Here is a 19,612-nt window from a genome sequence, read left to right as displayed (position 1 = left end):
TGGGAATCCGCTAAAAGAAAAATGGACAGATGGCAATTGAGAATTGACAATTATTGGAAGTTCCGCTTCCATGAAAAAATAAAAAAGAAAAGAAAAAAGAGAGAAAGAATAAAGAAGATAATTATTGATTATCAGAAGAATAAAAAAGAAACTATAGGTTTGGAGATACATTATCAATTGTCAAATGACAATTGTCAATTACCAAAGTACCCGCAGAACCCAGGGACTTTATAAACTTTCGACTGATTTAAACGAAAGTTTTCAGCGGGAATCTGGATTTACTGTACCGGAAAAATAAGTTTCAATTCAGTAATAAGCTGACTATTAATCATACCAGTTCCGGAGATCCGGTGGTTGCTTTTTCAGAATATGCGAAAGCAAATCCTTATTATGAAAAGAAGCCGGATGGAAGGGTGGAAAAATGGCTGGAATATAAAGAGGAGCTGATTGAATCGCCGAATCCGCTTTGGAATGCCAACCTGAATAGCCGGGCACTTGACCGTTCTTTTGGAGTAACCAATAATTTTAGTGCTGAATATAATCCTTTGACTTCTTTAAAAATCCGGGGATGTTTCGGGATTACAAAGACGATAAATGAATCGGATGATTTTCTGTCGCCGGAAGATACTTCTTTTGATGACACAGAAGAGCTGAAGAAAGGATCTTTGGCTTATCAGAATGGGAAAAACCTGCAATATGAGGGAGAATTGAAGTGGAATGAAAATGGGGATTATTCCGGGGTATTTATATGCTCCGGAATTTTAATACCTATTTGTAGGTATGTCGATTTATTAGCAGATTGATTATCTTTGCCACATAATTTGGAGTGGTATGGAAAATAATTATTTGAAGCTTGCTGATATACCGACTGGAGAAGAATGTGTCATCGTAAAGGTGCATGGACATGGGAGTTTTCGAAACCGGATCGTGGAGATGGGATTCGTAAGAGGAGAAAAAGTGACGGTGATAAAAAATGCTCCTTTACACGATCCGATCGAATATAAATTGATGGATGGCCATATTTCTCTGAGACGGAGTGAGGCTCGTTTGATTGAAGTCGTCTGTACTTCCTCGATAGATCAGGAAGGATATAACGGTACGTTTACAGAAGACGAGATTGCCCGGGAAATTTCCGAGAAATCCCGGACGATCAATATCGCTTTGGTTGGGAATCCGAATTGTGGGAAGACTTCTTTCTTTAACCGGGCTACCGGATTGCGCGAAAGAGTGGGGAATTATAGCGGAGTGACGGTGGATGCCAAGCAAGGAACTTGCCACCATAAAGGTTATACGATCAATCTGATCGATTTGCCCGGGACTTATTCTATTACCGAATATACTCCGGAAGAAATTTATGTGCGTGAATTTATTACGAAGCATCATCCGGATTTAGTGCTGAATGTCGTGGATGCTTCTTGTCTGGAACGGAACCTGTTCCTGACTACTCAGCTCATCGATATGAATATCCGGGTGGTGATGGCATTGAATATGTTCGATGAACTGACCAACGAAGGTTCTCACCTGGATTATGGCTATTTGGGACAACTACTGGGTATCCCGATTGTGCCGACGACAGCTTCAAAAGGGATCGGAATCGAAGCCGTGTTGGATAAAATTATCGAAGTGTTCGAAGACCAGGCCAAAGAATCCCGGCATGTACATATTAATTATGGGACAGAAATCGAAGAGGCGATTGCCCGGATTAAAGTGGAGATCGCCCCGAATAAAAATATTACCGATGAATATGCTCCCCGGTATGTAGCTATCAAATTACTCGAGGATGATCGGATTATGAAAGAACAGCTGGTAACGGTTCCCAATTATGCTTGTATGCTCGAAGTAGCACAAAAAGAAATCCAGCGCCTGGAAAAAGAATATAAGGAAGATACCCGGACGATCATCACGAACCTGAAATATGGGTTTATCCGGGGAGCTTTACAAGAGACCTTCCGGTCGGGAGAAAAGGATAAACGTCAGCTGACGACTGCTATCGATGCCTTACTGACTCATCAATGGCTGGGCTTCCCTTTCCTGATTTTCTTTATGTGGCTGATGTTTCAGGCGACCTTTTCGCTGGGAAGTTATCCGATGGACTGGATCGAGGCGGGAGTTGAAGCCCTCGGAAGTTGGGTGGCCGGAATTATGCCTGAAGGGCCTTTGAACGATTTGTTGGTGAATGGAGTTATTGCCGGAGTGGGGGGAGTGATCGTTTTCTTACCCAATATTCTGATTCTTTTCTTTTTCATTTCTTTGATGGAGGATACAGGCTATATGGCAAGGGCTGCCTTTATTATGGACCGGATGATGCATAAGATAGGACTTCACGGAAAATCCTTTATTCCCTTGTTGATCGGTTTCGGATGTAATGTACCGGCCATTATGGCTACCCGCACTTTGGAAAGCCGGAGGGACCGGATTATGACGATGCTGATTACTCCTTTTATGTCTTGTAGTGCCCGTTTACCGGTATATATACTGTTGGTATCTGCCTTCTTTCCGGTGAATCAGGGCTTGATCCTATTGTCTGTATATCTGATCGGCATATTACTGGCTATCGGAACTTCTTTTTTGTTGAAGAAGACCCTGTTCGCCAAATCTTCGGATCCTTTTGTCATGGAATTGCCTCCTTACCGGATGCCTACGATGCGAAATACCACGATCCATATGTGGGGAAAAGCCGGACAATATTTAAAGAAAATGGGTACGATAATCTTATTTGCTTCTATTCTGATTTGGGCACTGGGGTATTTCCCTTTAAACCGGACGACTATGGCCGATGAGACGGAACATTTGGAGAATTCATATATCGGACAAATCGGGAAAGCCATCGAACCGGTAATTCGGCCTTTGGGATTCGACTGGAAGATGGGCGTGAGTATTGTGACCGGATTGGCTGCCAAAGAGATTGTAGTGAGTTCTATGGGAATTTTGTACCATGTCCCGGATGCCGAGGAAAATTCCCAAAGCCTGATCGAGAGCCTGCAACAGCAACAATATAGTAACGGACAGAAGGTATTTACGCCTTTAGTGGCTTATGGATTTATGCTGTTTATCCTGATTTATTTCCCTTGTATGGCTGTGATCGCTGCTATTCGTAAAGAGGCGGGGTGGAAATGGGCATTGTTTACTATTTTTTATACTACCGGGCTGGCCTGGTTGGTGTCGTTCGGCGTATATCAGATAGGAAGTTTATTTTAGAAAAAAGAATGCTTTGATACAAAACGGTATTGTATATCTGATTATCGTTGTTGCTTTAGTGGGGGCGATACGATTCTGCTACAGGAAACTGAAGGCTTTGAAAAAGGACGAATCATGCAGTACTTGTGACACTTGTCCTTTGAAAGACAGCTGTGCCCGTAAGCCGGTGAAAAAGAAAAGAGGAAGCTGTTGTTCCTCTTAGCAGTCGGTCTTGGAGTCAGAAAAGCTTCAAGGTAATGCTTTCAGCTTCTTTCCGTCTTCTGATCCGTTCTTTTTCGCCGCGTCGGAATACGTAAACGAGACCGTACTCCTCGCACATATAGCGCTTTTCTTCTTCGTCTTTTACCCCTTCGAAATAACGTTCCACTTCGTTCCATACTTCCAGGATCAAGGCATCGGCATCATTCCGGTATTGAGCGACATTCCCGCTTTCCCGGGCTGAATTATTCTGGAACTGTTTTTGACGGGTATAGTTTTCTTTGAAATTTTCATAATTGACTTTTACCAGGGCAATCGAAGGACAGTAGATCGGATTACCACCACCGTTACTGATCCGGTTCTGCTCGCCGGCAATTATTTTTTCCCCCCATTGCAGCAAATCCTGTTCGGTCAAAAGAGAAGGAACTTTCGAACTGTTTTCGTCCAAACCATAAAATGTACGGGCTGAGGGTTTCAGCTCTCCACGGGCAATACAAAAATTCAATACCTGAATAAAATGAGAGATATAAAGCCGGGCTTTTTTGGTATATTCAGAGAATTTTTGACTATTATCGAACTGTTTCTCTTTCGCTAACTTAGAGTTGGTGATAGCAACTTCAAATTTAGGTAAAAAGAATTCTATTTTTTGTTTCAAAGCAAAAGGATAGGCTATCGTATCGATCTCGAGATACTGGCCTTTCTTCAAAGCTGCTTTTAATGCCCTTATTCTCGCTGCATCTGTATTAGGTAATCTTCTGTAAGGCATGAGCTTAAACTTTTAATGAACGATATAATACACTACTGCGAAGGTATGGAAAAAAAACGATCAAACCAATATTCGTAAATACGTTTTTTAGTATTTTTATACTATTGCTTGATATTCTTATAGTTATTATAGGTCTCGAGCACTTGTCGTACGTATTTGTACGTTTGACGGCCGTTACAATAGCCGTTTTTAGACAGGGGATCCCGGTAATATTCCGGTTCGTTTTTGTGAAGCAGATAGTAATCGACGTTATTATCCCATAAAGTGGCGTCTTTCCCATATTTATTGGCTAGGCGGATGGCGTCCAGTACGTGTCCGGGACCTGCATTATAGGCGGCCAGAACGAATTTGAGCCGTTCGGAAGAATCGATCGGCTGGCTTGAAAAGTAACGGTCCAGGTAATGTAAATATTCGGTTCCGACATAGACATTACTGTCGGGCTCGAAATAATTTCCGACGTTAAAATGATCGGCTGTTTCAGGAATAATCTGCATTAAACCGTAGGCTCCGACTTCCGATTCGGCATAAGGATCGAATTGAGATTCGGTATAGACCAAAGCTGCCAGCAAACGCCAGTCCCAGCCGAGCTTTTTACTCTCTTTGCGGAATAACTTGTCGAACGGTGAAATATCGCCTTTCTTGATGAGTGTGTATTTGGTCGTGTTGTGAGGAACTGCCGGATGTTTGCCGAAATAACGTTTATAGAGGTAGTTGAGTTTTCCGTTTTTCCGGATTTCTTCCAGCCAGTTGTTGATTTCCGAGCTCAATAAACTGGCATCCGAATGGGTCGCCCACGATACGGAAATATCTTCTTTTAACTTGAGAGCTATATCCAGGTTCTTCATAGAATAACTGGAGGCTTGGGCGATGTTTTCGTCGATAACGGTATAATTGATTTCGCCGGTCTCTACCAGGTGCAAGAGATCTTCATAGGAATAATGCTCGATCTCGGTGATATAAATGTGTATATTCAGAGAATCCTGTATTTGTTGCAGAACCTTTTTATACGAGGTGGCACTTTTGGGAATATAAATCTCTTTCCCGTCTAATTGAGCCATATCTTTGATGGGTTGGCTATTTTTGTTCTGCACGAGTACTTCCCGGGTTTGGAAAAGAGGTTTACTGAAACGGAGCTGTTCATTCCTTTCCGGGGTTTGGGTCAGACTGACGGCTAAGAGGTCGTATTTGCCGCTCTGTAGCCGGCCGATAGCCGTATCTATATCGTTGTTAACTTCGACAATTCGGAGATTGACTCCCAGGTAACCGGCAAAATCCCGGGCCAGATCGTAATGAAATCCCCGCGTAATACCACGGTATACGTAATAGTCGGTCGTATTATAAAAAGTGGAAATCTCCAGACTCCCCCGCGTCAGAATTTTTTCCAGCGATGAAGGTTCCGGTAATATGATTTCCGGAGTAACCTCTTTACCTGACTCACATGCAAAGCAAAGAAAAAGGGTAATATAAACGGCAATTTTAGAGATTGTCATTCAACAAAGATAGTAAATGTTTCTTAATCGAAAAAGTCCCACTTAATACCGAATTTGAGCATACCCGGGTTGATCGGATAATCGGCGGCACTGAAAAAGTCTCCGTGATTTTTTAGCAGATAGTTGATGTGTTCGTATTTGACAAAGATATCGGCCCGTTTGATCCTTAGGTTAAGGAAGACATCGAGCTTCGGATAATTACCGGTTTTTCTTTCCCGCTGGTTATAAAACTGCATAATAGAAGGCATGTAATTGTCGGCGTAAAATTTTGTGTTGTAAAAGACGTCGATTCCTGTCTGTAAAAACAAGGCATTTTTAAATAAGGCATGCTGAAAATAGTTATGGGAATATACAGAAATGGCCGGTAGGGAAAGGATATCTTCCTGGGTACTTTTTTGAAAATATACGGTCTGGTCGAAGTAGAAATTGCCTAATCTGAAATTTTGCTTTCCCCAGGCGGTCAATACCATCAAGGTCTTACTGGTCTGTTGGGGCATCGCTGCCGTATCGAAATAGACGTAACTGAAAATATTGGCGATACCGACTCCTAATTCGGTTCGCAAACGGTTATTCACATAGCGTCCGTCGGCTTTGATGGTTTTGATGGCTTTAAAATCATTTTCCCAGATATCGTGATTTCCGACATAGCGATCGAAGAACGGATTTACACTTTGTAATTCGATCGTCGCATTGGCCCGGATGTATGAACTTCTGTCTTTACGCAAAGCTTGCTGTACGTAGCCGTCGAATTTGAAATTCCCGGCATAGTGCCCCAATACACATAGCTTTCCGGCAATATCGTAAGTGAACGATACATTCGTGTCTACATTGAAAATTCCGGCTGTAATGTAAGTCCCTGAATAGCGGGTATGGCCGAAACTCTCGGTATGGGAAATCGAATCGAAAGCTGTCCGCTGCCGGTAGTTTTCGTGTTTAAAATCCAGACCGGCATATATACCCGGCAAATATTTGTACTTCGGATGTTCGTTCATGACAAATTTAGTGGAGATATCGTACACCTGGTTCGTGATCAGATCCGTCGTAGAAGTACTGTCTATATAGGTATGCGGAAAGAAGTCGAAAGCAATGCTGCCTTCTTTGTATCTGCGTTCGTTTCCTTCGGCCCGGATGTTGATGATGGCTTTAGCCGGATAAGTGGTAAAAGTATCCGTGGGAGTAGTTACTTCTTTGGGATTACCGATATTGTACTGGCCCTGTAATTGAAAATTGGTGTTCCGGTAATTGTTGGAAATATCGTTGCTGCTCAGGTTTACCGGTATATTTTCAGCTTTTTGATTGGTGGAGTCGATGATAAAAGAGATGTCCTTGACACCACCGTTTTCTGCAAAATGCCCATTATTCTGGTTTAAGAAAAAAGAGAGGGCGATTCGTTCTTTCTCATAGGACGAGAACAAAGAAAAATGATACGCTTTGGCTTTTTGGTTCATATAACGACCGTCGCTGGAAATCAGCTGGTAACGAATACCGGCATTCCACCAGGGGCGGATATTTTGTACATGCCATACGTCCAGCAGGTTTTCGGCTTTCCCTTTTCCTCCTCCCGTAAAATATTTCAATCGGGTGAAAGGGGTTGTCGTATTGAAAAGTAAAGCGTCTTCGGGCTTAAAAAGGAAAGCCCGGATTTGAGTCAGAGGGTAAAAATCCTGAACCGTTTCGCGCGTAATAAAAATATTGGAAAGATAAGGAGAGGGAAAATTACCCAGATAAGTGTTCGAAATATTCTTTTTAAAAATGGTATTGAAATTCTGAATACCGTCCATCAGCGTATCCAGAGCAATCTCTCTTTTATATACTCCGTTCCTTTCCCATTGCCAGGTATGACGGAAATGAGGCACATTGGATTCCGGTATAGAATCGGAAGATAATGAAGAGTTGCTACCCTCCATATCCGGAGGGATTTCTGTATCGAATACGTTTTGTGCACGACAAAACAAATGCAATGATGCGAATAGTATTATGCAGATAAATTTTTTCATCGCTGCAAATATACGTAAACTTTTAAAACTCTCATAAATTACTTACTTTTGTCCCTTGGAAAAATGTTTTTTCCGGGAAAGTTTTAATACTATGGATAAAAATCAAATGATTGTAGAACCAGAAGAAGGTAAGACCTTGAATTTTATTGAACAGATTATTGAAGAGGAAATTGCTGCCGGTAAAAACGGGGGAAAAGTACATACCCGTTTCCCGCCGGAGCCGAATGGATATTTACATATCGGACATGCTACTTCAATATGTCTCAATTTCGGGTTGGCTGCAAAATATAATGGAGCGTGTAATTTGCGTTTCGATGATACCAATCCTTCTAAAGAGGATGTGGAATTTACAGATGCAATTCAGGAGGATATAAAATGGCTGGGATTTCAATGGGACGGACCGGTCAGGTATGCTTCCGATTATTTCCAGCAGCTGTATGATTGGGCCGAACAGATGATCCTGGAGGGGAAGGCTTATGTTGACGATCAGACAGCAGAAGAAATCAGTGCCGGGAGAAAAACAATTACCGAACCGGGAGTGAATAGCCCTTACCGGGATCGTTCGGTAGAAGAAAATCTGGATTTATTCCGGCGGATGAAAAATGGAGAGTTCCCGGAAGGTAGCCGGGTGTTGAGGGCTAAGATCGATATGGCTGCTGCCAATATGTTGATGCGTGACCCGATCATGTACCGGATTATCTACTGTAGCCATCATCGGACCGGTGATCGGTGGTGCATCTATCCGATGTACGACTTTACTCATGGACAAAGTGACTATCTCGAAGGAATCACTCATTCGATCTGTACGTTGGAATTTGAGATTCATCGGCCGCTTTACAATTGGTTTCTGGATCAGTTGACAACGACCGAGTACCGGCCACGGCAAATTGAATTCGCCCGTCGCAACCTGAATTATACAGTGATGAGTAAACGGCGTTTGTTGGAATTGGTACAGAAAAAGTATGTTTCCGGTTGGGACGATCCCCGAATGCCGACTATTTGCGGATTGCGCCGGCGTGGTTATACCCCCGAATCTATTCGGATGTTTGCTGAAAAGGTGGGAGTGGCCCGGCGGGAAATCGTCGTGGATATGGCGTTGCTGGAATATTGTGTCCGTGAACATTTGAATAAGACGGCTCCTCGGGTGATGGCAGTGCTCGATCCGGTGAAAGTGGTCATCGATAATTATCCTGAGGGAGAGACGGAATATATGGAAATCGAGAATAATCCGGAAGATGTGAATGCCGGAGTGCGTAAGGTGGCTTTTGCCAGGGAACTTTTCATCGAACGAGACGATTTTATGGAAGATGCGCCGAAGAAATTTTTCCGCCTTACTCCGGGACAGGAAGTACGCCTGAAAGGTGCTTATATTATTAAATGTACAGGGGTCGATAAAGATGCCGGTGGAAATATCACTTTGATCCATTGTACTTATGATCCGGAATCCCGAAGTGGTAGTGGAACGGAGGCCAGTAACCGGAAGGTAAAGGGTACTTTGCACTGGGTGGCAGCAACGGATGCTATCGAAGCTGAAGTCCGTCTTTACGATCGTTTGTTTAAGGATGAAGATCCGGCAGGACACAAGGAGGTCGATTTTAAGGAGTTTATCAATGAAGATTCACTGAGAGTACTTAAAGGATGTAAGTTGGAATCCTCGATGAGACGGGCTAAACCTGGAGATCGTTTTCAGTTCCAGCGGTTGGGATATTTTTGTGTAGATCCCGATTCAACGGATGGACAATTAGTAATCAATCGTACCGTATCGCTCAAAGATACCTGGCAAAAAATGAATAAATAAATGAAGAATAAAAGCATTTGGAATGAGATGAAACCATACCTGATCATCTCATTCGGTATGTTGGTTTATGCTTTTGCCGCAACAGGTTTCCTGGTGCCTCATAAGATTGTCGGTGGTGGAGCTACAGGTATTGCTACTGTATTATTCTATTTGTTCAAAATTCCGGTAGGTATCGGTTATTTTTTGGTGAATATCCTGTTGCTGATTATTGCGATGAAGGTATTGGGACCGAAATTCGGTATCAAAACCATTTTCGCTATCATTGTCGGGAGTGTGTTCCTGGGTATTATGCAGCCCTTGATGCCTGTGGACGGTATTTTACCCGACGAGAAATTTATGAGTACCATTATCGCTGCAATGCTGACCGGTATCGGTATCGGCGTATCGCTCTCTGTTGGTGGAAGTACCGGAGGTACGGATATCATTGCGATGTTGGTGACCAAATACCACAATGTCAGTCCGGGGCGGGTATTGATGGTATGTGATTTCTGTGTCATTGCGATGACTTTGCTGATATACGACCATGTCGATCGGGAAGCCTTCGGTGGATTGATATACGGTTATGTCATGATGGGAATCGTTTCTTTTACCGTGGATTATGTATTGACCGGAAAAACACAGTCGGCCCAGCTTTTTATCTTTACTGATAAATATGATGAAGTGGCCCGTGAGCTGACGAATCAGGTACATCGGGGTGTGACTCTGATCGATGCTAAAGGTTGGTACACCGGACAAGATAAGAAAATTATCCTGATTGTCGCCCGTAAACACGAAGCTTCCGATGTATTGCGCATTGCCAAGCAGATCGATCCGGATGTGTTTATGACGATGGCTCCCGTGATGGGAGTGTTCGGTAAAGGATTCGAAGAGGTGAAGGGGGTGAAGTAAACGAATCTGAAGATTCGAAGGGAATCGTGCAAATAGTAGGTTTGCACGATTTTTTATGCCTTGATGGAAAGAAGGTTGGTATTCTGGTCGAAATACGATATATATAATCTATTCGATTAATATGAATAACCATAAATAGCGTGAACCGATGGAAATTTGGAATAAAATAAGATAAATATAATAGTTTGATAATGAATGTATTGTGTAGTGGTTGTTCATTTTTTTGAAAAAAAGTGTGTAAAAAATTTGGAAATGGGGCATTAATTGTTCTATCTTTGCAGCCGAAATCAGGAACCGATGTATTGAACAAACGGAGGAGGTGAGAGGGTATGATGTGTTGGCTTACAGGTTTTTAGGTTGTGTGTAGTTCTTCAGGATATTGCCCTGGTCGGGTTCTGAAAAAAAACTTCAAAAATTTCTTTTGAAAAGTTTGGAAGTAATGAAAAAGTCCTTACCTTTGCAGCCGCTTTCCGAAACGAAGCGGACGTTCTGAAACATTTTGACTGATGTGTTTTTCATCTTTTGCGGATGAAGCCTGCAGAAGCTTTCTTCTACGGCGGTTACCGAAAAAAAGTTTGAAAAAAAGTAGCGGAAAGATTTGGAGGGAATATGTAAAAGTATTTATCTTTGCATCCGCTTTCGCCTCGTAAGTGGGGCGGGTAAAAGAGAAGCAAAAAGAGTTCTTAAAGATATTGAAAGGTTTGAAAACAAACAGCAAGTGCGAGTCCGAGAAGAGATTCAACGGATATAATGACTGAGCGAAAGAGATAATTTTAAAAAGTTTTATTACTATGAAGAGTTTGATCCTGGCTCAGGATGAACGCTAGCGACAGGCTTAACACATGCAAGTCGAGGGGCAGCATGAGGTAGCAATACCTTGATGGCGACCGGCGCACGGGTGAGTAACGCGTATGCAACCTGCCCGATACCGGGGTATAGCCCATGGAAACGTGGATTAACACCCCATAGTACTTTTATCCTGCCTGGGATGTGAGTTAAATTTTTAAGGTATCGGATGGGCATGCGTCCTATTAGTTAGTTGGCGGGGTAACAGCCCACCAAGACGATGATAGGTAGGGGTTCTGAGAGGAAGGTCCCCCACATTGGAACTGAGACACGGTCCAAACTCCTACGGGAGGCAGCAGTGAGGAATATTGGTCAATGGACGTAAGTCTGAACCAGCCAAGTCGCGTGAGGGAAGACTGCCCTATGGGTTGTAAACCTCTTTTATAAGGGAAGAATAAGTTCTACGTGTAGAATGATGCCTGTACCTTATGAATAAGCATCGGCTAACTCCGTGCCAGCAGCCGCGGTAATACGGAGGATGCGAGCGTTATCCGGATTTATTGGGTTTAAAGGGTGCGTAGGCGGTTTATTAAGTTAGTGGTTAAATATTTGAGCTAAACTCAATTGTGCCATTAATACTGGTAAACTGGAGTACAGACGAGGTAGGCGGAATAAGTTAAGTAGCGGTGAAATGCATAGATATAACTTAGAACTCCGATAGCGAAGGCAGCTTACCAGACTGTAACTGACGCTGATGCACGAGAGCGTGGGTAGCGAACAGGATTAGATACCCTGGTAGTCCACGCCGTAAACGATGCTCACTGGTTCTGTGCGATATATTGTACGGGATTAAGCGAAAGTATTAAGTGAGCCACCTGGGGAGTACGTCGGCAACGATGAAACTCAAAGGAATTGACGGGGGCCCGCACAAGCGGAGGAACATGTGGTTTAATTCGATGATACGCGAGGAACCTTACCTGGGTTTAAATGGGAAATGCCGTATTTGGAAACAGATATTCTCTTCGGAGCGTTTTCAAGGTGCTGCATGGTTGTCGTCAGCTCGTGCCGTGAGGTGTCGGGTTAAGTCCCATAACGAGCGCAACCCTTACCGTTAGTTGCTAGACATGTAATGATGAGCACTCTAACGGGACTGCCACCGTAAGGTGAGAGGAAGGCGGGGATGACGTCAAATCAGCACGGCCCTTACACCCAGGGCTACACACGTGTTACAATGGCCGGTACAGAGGGCCGCTACCAGGTGACTGGATGCCAATCTCAAAAGCCGGTCGTAGTTCGGATTGGAGTCTGTAACCCGACTCCATGAAGTTGGATTCGCTAGTAATCGCGCATCAGCCATGGCGCGGTGAATACGTTCCCGGGCCTTGTACACACCGCCCGTCAAGCCATGGAAGCCGGGGGTGCCTGAAGTCCGTAACCGCGAGGATCGGCCTAGGGCAAAACTGGTAACTGGGGCTAAGTCGTAACAAGGTAGCCGTACCGGAAGGTGCGGCTGGGACACCTCCTTTCTGGAGATCAGTTATTATCTGCACTTGCTGGCAAAAACCTTCAACCTTAAAAAAAGACTGACAGCCGGGCGGCTGGAAGCACAGGTTTTCGGAACATGAAAAGGTTCGATTCCTTTTAACCTGTCAGTACTCGCAAGAGTAACAGTTCTTTGACATACTGGAAAGATGGAAAAATATATTCCACAACAATGAGCAAAAACAGAAATTATATAAATGTTTTACGACATTAATGATTTCCGAGTAAGCTGAAAGTATAAAATTAGAGTAAATAATTAAGGGCGTATGGTGGATGCCTAGGCTCTCAGAGGCGAAGAAGGACGTGATAAGCTGCGAAAAGCTCCGTTTAGGTGCAAATAACCTTTGATGCGGAGATCTCCGAATGGGATAACCCAATATGTTGAAGACATATTATACCGTAAGGTAGGCAAACGCAGGGAACTGAAACATCTAAGTACCTGCAGGAGAAGAAAACAAACGTGATTCCCCCAGTAGCGGCGAGCGACCGGGGAAAAGCCCAAACCGTTATTGTTTCGGCATTAACGGGGTAGTAGGACTGCAAGCTTGATGAAATAAATGAAATGGAACACCTTGGAAAATGTGATCACAGAGGGTGATAATCCCGTACATGCAAGTTTATGAATCATAGCAGACTCCTGAGTAAGTCGGGACACGTGTAATCCTGACCGAATCCGCCGGGACCATCCGGCAAGGCTAAATACTCCTGAGAGACCGATAGTGAACCAGTACCGTGAGGGAAAGGTGAAAAGCACTTCGAACAGAAGAGTGAAATAGTCCCTGAACCCATACGCCTACAAGCAGTCGGAGCCGCTTCGTGCGGTGACGGCGTGCCTTTTGCATAATGAGCCTACGAGTTACTCATCACCAGCGAGGTTAAGTACTTCAGGTACGTAAGCCGAAGCGAAAGCGAGTCTGAATAGGGCGTCAAGTTGGTGGTGGTAGACGCGAAACCTTAGTGATCTACCCATGGGCAGGGTGAAGGTTTGGTAACACAAACTGGAGGCCCGAACCGGTAAACGTTGAAAAGTTTTCGGATGACCTGTGGGTAGGGGTGAAAGGCCAATCAAAACTGGGAAATAGCTCGTACTCTCCGAAATGCATTTAGGTGCAGCCTCTGTTGTTTTGTTCTAGAGGTAGAGCTACTGATTGGATGCGAGGGCTTCACCGCCTATCAAATCCGGCCAAACTCCGAATGCTAGAACATGAAGACAGGGAGTGAGCCAGCGGGTGCTAAGGTCCGTTGACGAAAGAGGGAGAACTCAGACCATCAGCTAAGGTCCCCAATTATATGCTAAGTTGGAATTAAAACGGGGTGGGACTGCTTAGACAGCTAGGATGTTGGCTTGGAAGCAGCCATTCATTTAAAGAGTGCGTAACAGCTCACTAGTCGAGCGGTCCTGCATGGATAATACGCGGGCATAAGCATATAACCGAAGCTATGGGATTGTAGATGATACAATCGGTAGGAGAGCATTCCATTCAGCGTAGAAGCAGTATCGTGAGGTATTGTGGAGCGGATGGAAAAGCAAATGTAGGCATAAGTAACGATAATGCGGGTGAGAACCCCGCACGCCGAAAGATCAAGGATTCCCCGGCAATGTCAATCATCCGGGGGTAATCGGATCCTAAGGGTAAGCCGAGTGGCGATCCCGATGGCAAACAGGTTAATATTCCTGTACTGATCATAACTGCGATGCAGCGACGCAGAGGTGACACTGCTGCGTACTGACGGAATAGTACGTTGAAACCCGTATTCTTTGATACCGGTAGTGAAGCACGCCGGTAGAGATGAAAGGTGATAGTACCGCAATGCTTCGGTTGCGCGGATAACGCAGGTAAGCTGACTGCCAAGAAAACCTGCTAAGCTTCAGGTAATGATCATCCGTACTGTAAACGGACACACGTGATCAGGTAGAAAATACTAAGGCGCTCGAGAGATTCATGGTTAAGGAACTAGGCAAAATGGTCCTGTAACTTCGGGATAAAGGACGCTCTTGTGAAAGAGCCGCAGATAATAGGCCCAGGCGACTGTTTACCAAAAACACATGGCTATGCTAATTCGCAAGAAGATGTATATGGCCTGACACCTGCCCGGTGCCGGAAGGTTAAGAGGAGAGCTCAGAGGCAACTCGAAGGTTTGAATTGAAGCCCCGGTAAACGGCGGCCGTAACTATAACGGTCCTAAGGTAGCGAAATTCCTTGTCGGGTAAGTTCCGACCTGCACGAATGGTGTAACGATCTGGGTACTGTCTCAACCATGAGCTCGGTGAAATTGTAGTTCCGGTGAAGATGCCGGATACCCGCAACGGGACGGAAAGACCCCGTGAACCTTTACTGCAGCTTTGCATTGATTTTGGGTAACAGATGTGTAGGATAGGTCGGAGGCTTTGATGCTGCGTCGTCAGGCGTAGAGTAGCCGTCGTTGAAATACGACCCTTTGTTATCTGAGGTCTAATCCCGTTAGGGAGACATTGCATGGTGGGTAGTTTGACTGGGGTGGTCGCCTCCAAAAGTGTAACGGAGGCTTCTCAAGGTACCCTCAAGGCGTTTGGTAATCGTCTGCAGAGTGCAATGGCATAAGGGTGCTTGACTGTGAGACCGACACGTCGATCAGGTTGGAAACAAGAGCATAGTGATCCGGTGGTTCCGCATGGAAGGGCCATCGCTCAAAGGATAAAACGGTACTCCGGGGATAACAGGCTGATCGCTCCCAAGAGCTCATATCGACGGAGCGGTTCGGCACCTCGATGTCGGCTCGTCACATCCTGGGGCTGGAGAAGGTCCCCAAGGGTTCGGCTGTTCGCCGATTAAAGTGGCACGCGAGCTGGGTTCAGAACGTCGTGAGACAGTTCGGTCCCTATCTGTTGTGGGCGCAGGATATTTGAGGAGCTCTGACTCTAGTACGAGAGGACCGGGTTGGACGATACCTCTCGGTGAATCAGTTGTGTCGCCAGATGCACTGCTGAGTAGCTATGTATGGATTGGATAAGCGCTGAAAGCATCTAAGCGCGAAGCCAGCTTCAAGATGAGATATCCTTACAGGGTCGTTCGAGATGAGAACGTTGATAGGTTGCAGGTGTATAGTCGGTGACGGCACAGCCGAGCAATACTAATTACCCGAATGTTTACTTTAAGCGGAGTATATTCTTCTTTATCTTTCCGGTGTAAATGTCAAAACGGCGAGGTAGCTCAGCTGGTTAGAGCGCATGATTCATAATCATGAGGTCGGCGGTTCAAGCCCGCCTCTCGCTACCAAACTAAAGATTACAGAGCAAGAGTGTTCGATGGTACGTAATCATAGAATTGAAAATATTAAAAGGTGTCTATAACCGGGGGGATCCACCTCTTTCCATTCCGAACAGAGAAGTTAAGCCCCTGAGTGCCGATGGTACTGCCTTATGGTGGGAGAGTAGGTTGGCGCCGAATTATGAAAGCAGTCATGATTTATATTGTGACTGCTTTTTTTATGTTTATGAAAATAGCCCACGAGGACGGAGTTTCTGGGCTATTTTAGAGTCTAGGCTCCAGTATCCTGTATGTTCCGGCTGTAGAGGCTGCCATATTTTTCTGAAAAAATATTCCGGAAAATTTTGTCCGCTACTTCTTTCCAGGAGTGTTATAAATAATTGTGTTACCCGCTTGGAATATTTATATTTTTCCCCACTTAGTATTTTCCGAACATTTTCCGAACATTTTCTGAACATTCACTATTGTTGTTTTGTTATCTTTTATACTATTTTGATGGTAGTAGTAAGCCTTTGTTGAAAGGCTGGTTTATGGTGGTTATACCATAAAATTTATATTTTCTGGTAGGTTATTCATTTTATGATTCAAATTATGAGAATTATTTTGATAATAATGGCTATTGTATGTTTAGGGGGATGTGATAAGAAAAATACATCCATATATCATAATATAATATTTAAAGAAATATGTGATATTGCAAGAGATAAGTATCTTCCATTTTGTATTGTTTTAATAGACTCTTCGCAACATTTGTCTCAGGAATATTATTCACGATTACAAAATCGCTACAAATTTCTGACGCAACAGGCCATTTATAATATGGCTGATATTAATGTTTTCGTAAATGAGTGGTATATAAAATGGTTATGTCCTGTTACTACTCCTTTGACTTGTGTATTTTCTCCGGAGGGAGATTTGGTTGACTTAATTCCAGGGGCAACAAGAGAAACTTTTTTGTACTCAAAAGAAGCAATAAATAATTTGGGACCTACTGATTTTCATTGGCCCAACTATTTTCATAGGAATAAAAAAGAACTAATCCCCCTTTTAAATAATTTATTGGAACAAAAAGAAATTTTGAATCAAGGTGTATATTTATCCTCAGGATTCTCTGAACTGGTAGATTCTCTGAATTATCCATATTCGATCTATTTGAAATTGGCTGGAGAATTGATGATGCATGATATTATTACATCGCAAATTACTGCAAAATCTTTACTAGAGTTTTAGTATTTTATCTCTGTCTTTGTTATCTTGCAGGGATGTTCGAATGATGATTTCCTGAAGCCAAGTCTGGAAGATAAGCTTAACTTTCCTCTTCATATTGAAAAATTTGGAAAGGCTGTTGCCAATGAGATTCATCAGACTGTAATAAATTTAAATGAGAGAGGTGTAGATTATTCTAATGCTAAAAACACACCTGAATTTAAAAAGCAATTTTATCAGGATTGGGCCCAGGCTAGTCCAGGGATGATAAAAACAAAAGTGTCACAAAATCAAATGTTTGGTAATTCACTTCTTTTTATAGAAGGGTATCGTAACCTGACCCATATTCAAATTGAATTTATTCGTCGGATATTGAAGGAATGTGATGAAACAACTTCTTACGAGGACTTTGGCAATAGATTGGCCAATATCAATAAAGATATTTTTAAACAGGTTCCTGAAATAGAGCAGGAGAGGTTACTTTATATTACGTCTGCCTTGTATTATGGAATAGGAGAAATTCAGAATCTTGAAAAACAAGGACAAATGCTTATTACTCCTCAGACTAAATTCCGAATGAGAAGGGTTAAAACAAGGAGTGAATCAGGAGGTGATGATTTCTGGGGAACTTGCAGGAGCATTTATTCAGCAGTTGCTCCTTATGTTGTTGGAACGCTTACTGAAATGGGCGAAATAGTTGTATCTGTTTCGGAGGTAATGGTGGGTGGAGTTGCATTGATTATGTCTGTACTTTGTGTGTCGGATACGGACCAGTTTCGGGCAGAATGTGCAGAAAAATATAGGGATTGTATGGATAAAAAAGGGCCTTGGTCTAAGGAACATAGTGGGGGATGGGGATATACAATGTGTTGTGCAAGGTGCTTAGAATTTTGCAGAGTACAGCACGGTGTTTGGGATTGTCCTCGGCCAGTGTAAAATTGGATTATTATGAAAGGTTTTGAGATATGTATTAATGATGCAGCTCCTATTGTTGCAATGACAGATAGTTTGGTTACTTTAATCATAAGTGTAGGGTATGCTGATGGGGATGATATGCACATCGGAGGAATGGATTCAAAATCGAATCATCTTATATGGATGAATAAAAAGATGTCTCTGGGAGATAAGATTAAAGTGCGGGTTAGAGAGATTGATATTGCTTCTCCATTGCATATGAGATATCCTTCCGATAGAGAGGAAATGAAGAAAGAGTATTATAAATTGAAAAAGAAATTAGAGGAGGAAGGGAAACTATGAAGGGATTAGTTGTTAAATACGGAGAGAAGACTTATAAAGTTGGTTTACCCGATGGAGGTGTTACCTTGTCTTCTTGTATTATGCAGAATAAATTTACGCTTGAGGCAGGTGGCTCAGGACATGCTTATGCTAGTGTATTCCTGAAATTACGTGAAGACATAGAATTTGAGGTGGAAGTGGCTGAATTTGATAAAGCTTCCGAGCCTCTTTCTGAAACGAATCAACCGATAATAGATCCGGATTATCCTCGTGAAGAAGATCCGGATTGGAAACTAAAACATTTCCGGAAATTAGAAAAGATTCTGAAAGAAGAAGGATTGCTTGATTAAAGCAGAAGCCTAAGCTGATTAAATGGGCCATTTTTGTAAATGGCTCATGAGCTTTAGGAGAGCGGATCTTAAGACGGAGATACCTCATTGTATGATTTAAATTCTCAGAAGGGTATCTCCTTTGAGCTATTTATTCTAGTCCGGTTTTTTGCTGCTTTATCGGTTATAAAAGAGTAGAGATGATCGGGTTTACCCCTGATTATTGATTTGTTCGAGTTTTTCTTTATCTATGATTTTGATTTTTTTGCCGTTCAGTCCGACAATACCTTCTGTGGCAAAATTAGAAAGGGTACGGATAGCATTAGCCGTGGTCATGTTGGACAAGTTGGCCAGATCTTCCCGGGTGAGACAAATTTTTAACGTACAGCCATCGGCTTCGTAGCCATAAGTTTCCTTTAATACCAGCAAAGCTTCAGCCAGACGTCCCCGGATATGTTTTTGGGTGAGGGTTACTGTACGACGATGCGAAAAACCGAGGTCGGTTGCCAGTGCGCGGATAATACTCATGGCCAGGTCGGGTGTCGTTCGGACGATGTCTAAGATCAATTCGGTTTTAATCCGGCAAACGATAGAATCTTCAAGAGCTTCAGCCGAAGCAATGTGTATTTCTTCGGCGAAGAAAGCTCTGTAACCGATAAAACCGATCGGCTTGGCCATACGAACAATTTGTTGGCGTCCTCCGATGCCCTCTTTATAAATTTTAGCTTTCCCCGTCAAAAGACAATGTAAGCCTGTCGGCATGTCTCCTTCCTGATAAATCAGGTCTCCTTTTTTATAGGAAATGCAGACTGTTGTTTCGATAATTTTTTGTTTTGCCGCATACCCTAGTTCTGAGAGTAAGGAATGAGGACTTTCGATACAGATTTGGCATAAACTGTCGTGTAAATCGCTATCAGTGATGATGGTCAT

12 protein-coding genes, 1 tRNA gene and 3 rRNA genes are annotated in these 19,612 nt (G+C 43.3%); 12 read left to right on the top strand and 4 right to left on the bottom strand.

Features of this window, described 5'->3' with window-relative positions:
- Positions 1 to 350: 350 nt before the first annotated feature.
- Positions 351 to 803, top strand: a complete 453-nt coding sequence (locus ODOSP_RS10750) for a hypothetical protein (protein WP_041556702.1) — start codon at positions 351 to 353, stop codon at positions 801 to 803.
- Between the two features lie 28 nt (positions 804 to 831).
- Complete coding sequence (feoB, locus tag ODOSP_RS10745) at positions 832 to 3,198, top strand: ferrous iron transport protein B (protein WP_013612333.1); 2,367 nt, start codon at positions 832 to 834, stop codon at positions 3,196 to 3,198.
- A gap of 217 nt (positions 3,199 to 3,415) precedes the next feature.
- Here the strand turns inward: feoB and ODOSP_RS10735 are convergent, their stop codons facing one another.
- The 3 genes from ODOSP_RS10735 to ODOSP_RS10725 all read right to left on the bottom strand — a co-directional run bounded on the left by ODOSP_RS10735 (position 3,416) and on the right by ODOSP_RS10725 (position 7,649).
- The gene (locus tag ODOSP_RS10735) at positions 3,416 to 4,162 is read right to left on the bottom strand and encodes a hypothetical protein (RefSeq protein ID WP_013612332.1); all 747 of its coding nucleotides are present in this window, start codon (positions 4,160 to 4,162) and stop codon (positions 3,416 to 3,418) included.
- Between the two features lie 101 nt (positions 4,163 to 4,263).
- A complete protein-coding gene (locus ODOSP_RS10730) occupies positions 4,264 to 5,652 on the bottom strand; it encodes an MltF family protein (RefSeq protein WP_013612331.1) in 1,389 nt (462 codons plus the stop codon).
- A 23-nt stretch (positions 5,653 to 5,675) separates the two neighbouring features.
- Positions 5,676 to 7,649, bottom strand: coding sequence for a putative porin (locus ODOSP_RS10725; protein ID WP_013612330.1), 1,974 nt, complete (start codon positions 7,647 to 7,649; stop codon positions 5,676 to 5,678).
- Between the two features lie 91 nt (positions 7,650 to 7,740).
- On the opposite strand from ODOSP_RS10725, the gene ODOSP_RS10720 reads away from it, so the two are divergent.
- The 10 genes from ODOSP_RS10720 to ODOSP_RS10675 all read left to right on the top strand — a co-directional run bounded on the left by ODOSP_RS10720 (position 7,741) and on the right by ODOSP_RS10675 (position 18,703).
- Positions 7,741 to 9,447: a glutamine--tRNA ligase/YqeY domain fusion protein gene (locus ODOSP_RS10720; protein ID WP_041557320.1), complete on the top strand. Its 1,707-nt coding sequence runs from the start codon at positions 7,741 to 7,743 to the stop codon at positions 9,445 to 9,447.
- Positions 9,448 to 10,335 carry a YitT family protein gene (locus ODOSP_RS10715; protein ID WP_013612328.1) on the top strand — a complete coding sequence of 296 codons (888 nt, stop codon included), beginning with the start codon at positions 9,448 to 9,450 and terminating at the stop codon, positions 10,333 to 10,335.
- Positions 10,336 to 11,123: 788 nt separating this feature from the next.
- Positions 11,124 to 12,647: ribosomal RNA gene (locus tag ODOSP_RS10710) — 16S ribosomal RNA — on the top strand.
- 262 nt (positions 12,648 to 12,909) lie between these two features.
- Positions 12,910 to 15,798: ribosomal RNA gene (locus tag ODOSP_RS10705) — 23S ribosomal RNA — on the top strand.
- 45 nt (positions 15,799 to 15,843) lie between these two features.
- A tRNA-Met gene (locus tag ODOSP_RS10700) sits at positions 15,844 to 15,920 on the top strand.
- A 60-nt stretch (positions 15,921 to 15,980) separates the two neighbouring features.
- Positions 15,981 to 16,091, top strand: a 5S ribosomal RNA gene (gene rrf / locus ODOSP_RS10695).
- Together the 16S, 23S and 5S rRNA genes with 1 tRNA gene alongside form the textbook arrangement of a ribosomal RNA operon.
- 411 nt (positions 16,092 to 16,502) lie before the next feature.
- Complete coding sequence (locus ODOSP_RS10690) at positions 16,503 to 17,141, top strand: hypothetical protein (protein ID WP_013612327.1); 639 nt, start codon at positions 16,503 to 16,505, stop codon at positions 17,139 to 17,141.
- A gap of 24 nt (positions 17,142 to 17,165) precedes the next feature.
- The gene (locus ODOSP_RS18810) at positions 17,166 to 18,053 is read left to right on the top strand and encodes a hypothetical protein (protein ID WP_013612326.1); all 888 of its coding nucleotides are present in this window, start codon (positions 17,166 to 17,168) and stop codon (positions 18,051 to 18,053) included.
- Between the two features lie 12 nt (positions 18,054 to 18,065).
- The gene (locus tag ODOSP_RS10680; RefSeq protein ID WP_013612325.1) at positions 18,066 to 18,374 is read left to right on the top strand and encodes a hypothetical protein; all 309 of its coding nucleotides are present in this window, start codon (positions 18,066 to 18,068) and stop codon (positions 18,372 to 18,374) included.
- Complete coding sequence (locus tag ODOSP_RS10675; protein ID WP_013612324.1) at positions 18,371 to 18,703, top strand: hypothetical protein; 333 nt, start codon at positions 18,371 to 18,373, stop codon at positions 18,701 to 18,703. Before ODOSP_RS10680 ends, ODOSP_RS10675 begins: the two co-directional genes overlap by 4 nt.
- A gap of 189 nt (positions 18,704 to 18,892) precedes the next feature.
- Here the strand turns inward: ODOSP_RS10675 and ODOSP_RS10670 are convergent, their stop codons facing one another.
- Positions 18,893 to 19,612 carry a Crp/Fnr family transcriptional regulator gene (locus tag ODOSP_RS10670; protein ID WP_013612323.1) on the bottom strand — a complete coding sequence of 240 codons (720 nt, stop codon included), beginning with the start codon at positions 19,610 to 19,612 and terminating at the stop codon, positions 18,893 to 18,895.

The organism is Odoribacter splanchnicus DSM 20712, assembly GCF_000190535.1.
In the GTDB taxonomy this organism is placed as follows: Bacteria; Bacteroidota; Bacteroidia; order Bacteroidales; family Marinifilaceae; genus Odoribacter; species Odoribacter splanchnicus.
Note: the sequence above shows the minus strand (reverse complement) of the source record. Positions and strands in the feature narration are given on the sequence as shown.